The sequence below is a fragment of the Faecalicoccus sp. genome, from assembly GCF_036552745.1.
In the GTDB taxonomy this organism is placed as follows: Bacteria; Bacillota_I; Bacilli_A; order Erysipelotrichales; family Erysipelotrichaceae; genus Faecalicoccus.
In genome coordinates this window covers 1-2,245 of record NZ_JAXKBY010000069.1, presented here as the reverse complement: position 1 = coordinate 2,245, position 2,245 = coordinate 1, and the positions used below count along the sequence as shown (strand labels likewise).

The window sequence follows — 2,245 nt, the reverse complement described above, 5'->3', positions numbered from 1 at the left end:
GGTGAAGATATCACAAATACTCCGGTGCAAAAACGTGGTATCGGAATGGTTTTTCAGCAATACTCTTTATTTCAGAATATGAATGTAGAGGATAATATTGCCTTTGGTCTAAAAATTGCCAAGATGGATAAAAATGAGATCGACAAAAAAGTCAAAGCAGCCATTGAGATGGTGGATTTAACAGGTAAGGAAAAAAGTTATCCCAGCCAATTATCCGGTGGTCAGCAGCAGCGTGTGGCGATTGCCCGTGCCATTGTCATGGAGCCTAAAGTTCTGCTGCTGGATGAACCATTGAGCGCTATTGATGCCAAACTAAGACGTGAACTGCAGGAGAAAATCAAACGTGTTCAAAAGGAATTGAAGATTACAACGATCTTTGTCACGCATGATCAGGATGAGGCGATGATAATGTCCGATAAGATTCATCTGATGAATCAGGGCATCATTGAACAAAGTGGTAAACCGGTACAGCTTTATACACATCCGGTATCTAAATTTGCGGCAGAATTCATCGGTCATTACAATATTATGACACCAGTGGAACTGACAGCTTTCTTTCCAGAAAAACGTTATCCCGGCAATTATTATGCGATTCGACCGGAAACATTCATGTTGTCAAAAGAGGCAATCGAAGATCCGACTTATTTGACATTTGATGCCAAGGTCGTGGACTTCATTTCACGAGGAAATGTTCTACGCTATACCTTACAGTGTAAGGATGTAGTGTTTACATCAGAAGTTCTTTTTAGAAGTTTTGCCCTGTTTGAACCGGGAACTACGGTCCATGTCGGTATCGAAGAACATAACTTATTACGTTTGAATGACTAGCGAAAGCTAGTTATTTTTTCGAAATGGGGGGGTATGTTAAAGATAGTTTCGCTATGTTAATATAATTGCATAAGTGAGGAAGGCTATGGAATTACAAATTGAACATTTAAAAAAGAGCTTTGAAGAAAAAGAGGTTCTTAAAGACATCACGTTTACTTTTCAACCCGGTAAGATCTATGGCTTATTAGGAAGAAACGGGGCCGGAAAGACGACGTTGTTTAACTGCTTAAACCAGGATATTTCTGTGGATGCGGGAAGATTTTTCCTGCGGGATACAGATGCAGAACAGCCTTTGGGAATGGAAGATATCGGCTATGTCTTATCGACACCACAGGTGCCGGAATTTTTGACCGCCCGGGAATTCTTAAAATTTTTTGTGGAGATCAATGCGGCATCTATTCCCAATAAAATGGATCTGGATGCGTATTTTGATCTTGTGAATTTGGATAAAGAAGATCGAGATCGTCTGTTGAAGGATTTTTCACACGGTATGAAAAATAAGATGCAGATGTTGGTCAATATCATTGCTTCTCCCAAGGTTTTATTGTTGGATGAACCTTTGACCTCTTTAGATGTCGTTGTGGCGGAAGAGATGAAAAACATCCTTCGTGATTTGAAAAAGGATCGAATCTTAATTTTATCGACACACATTATGGAGCTGGCTTTTGATCTGTGTGATGAGATTGTTTTGTTGAGTCATGGAAAGTTGGAAGAAATGCCGGAAAAAGAAAGTGAAGCTGAATTGAAAGCGGATATTTTGCGTATCCTGCAAGAGGAAGATCATGCGTAAGGTATTTTGGATCTCTTTTCGATTGCGAATGACGTATCGAATCAACTCTATCTTATATGCGATTCGACAGGTTCCGGGGTTAAAACGAATATTATCGGTCAGTCTTTATGGAAAGACTGGTTTAAAGATGGTCTTCACGGTATTGGCATTATTGTGGGAAATCGTATCAATTTTCATCAACAAAGGATTGTATGTTGCCATCTGTATTTATTACCCGGTTGTCTTGATGGCATCAAAACAGCCGAGTTTAGCGATCATCCATATTTTGTTCTTTTTAAGCATCGCCGGAGCCATTTCAAACAATACGATGTTTGATCCGACAAAGGATAAATACTATGCGATGATTTCCTTACGGATGGATGCCAAAGCCTATACTTTGACCGATTACACGTATTCGATGATCAAGATTCTGGTGGGCATGGGTGCTTCTTTGTTGGTTGTCTGCCTGTGGTATCCGATTCCATGGTACTATTGTCTGATTGTTCCTTTTTACATCATCGCGGCTAAAACAATCAGCGCCGCCTGGTCTTTATATCGCTTTGAAACTAAAAAGATCCTTCGCAATGAGAATAGTCCGGTTAAACTGATTTGGACTTTGATTCTGACTTGTTGGGTTTTAGCTTATGG

2 protein-coding genes and 1 pseudogene are annotated in these 2,245 nt (G+C 39.9%); all 3 read left to right on the top strand.

Translation table 11 applies throughout. The features are described from left to right. A partial coding sequence (locus U0M88_RS03375; RefSeq protein ID WP_331868909.1) for an ABC transporter ATP-binding protein occupies positions 1-828 on the top strand: 828 nt, incomplete at its 5' end. 85 nt (positions 829-913) lie between these two features. Next, entirely contained in the window at positions 914-1,618 is a 705-nt protein-coding gene (locus tag U0M88_RS03370; RefSeq protein WP_331868908.1) for an ABC transporter ATP-binding protein, read from the top strand. Next, positions 1,611-2,245 (top strand): annotated as a pseudogene (locus U0M88_RS03365) (hypothetical protein); the annotation flags it as partial. The gene U0M88_RS03370 and the pseudogene U0M88_RS03365, both read left to right, overlap by 8 nt.

What these genes read in the sequence shown, in the direction of transcription:
- U0M88_RS03370 (WP_331868908.1), top strand. Translation starts at nt 914, where the DNA reads ATGGAATTACAAATTGAACATTTAAAAAAGAGCTTTGAAGAAAAAGAG.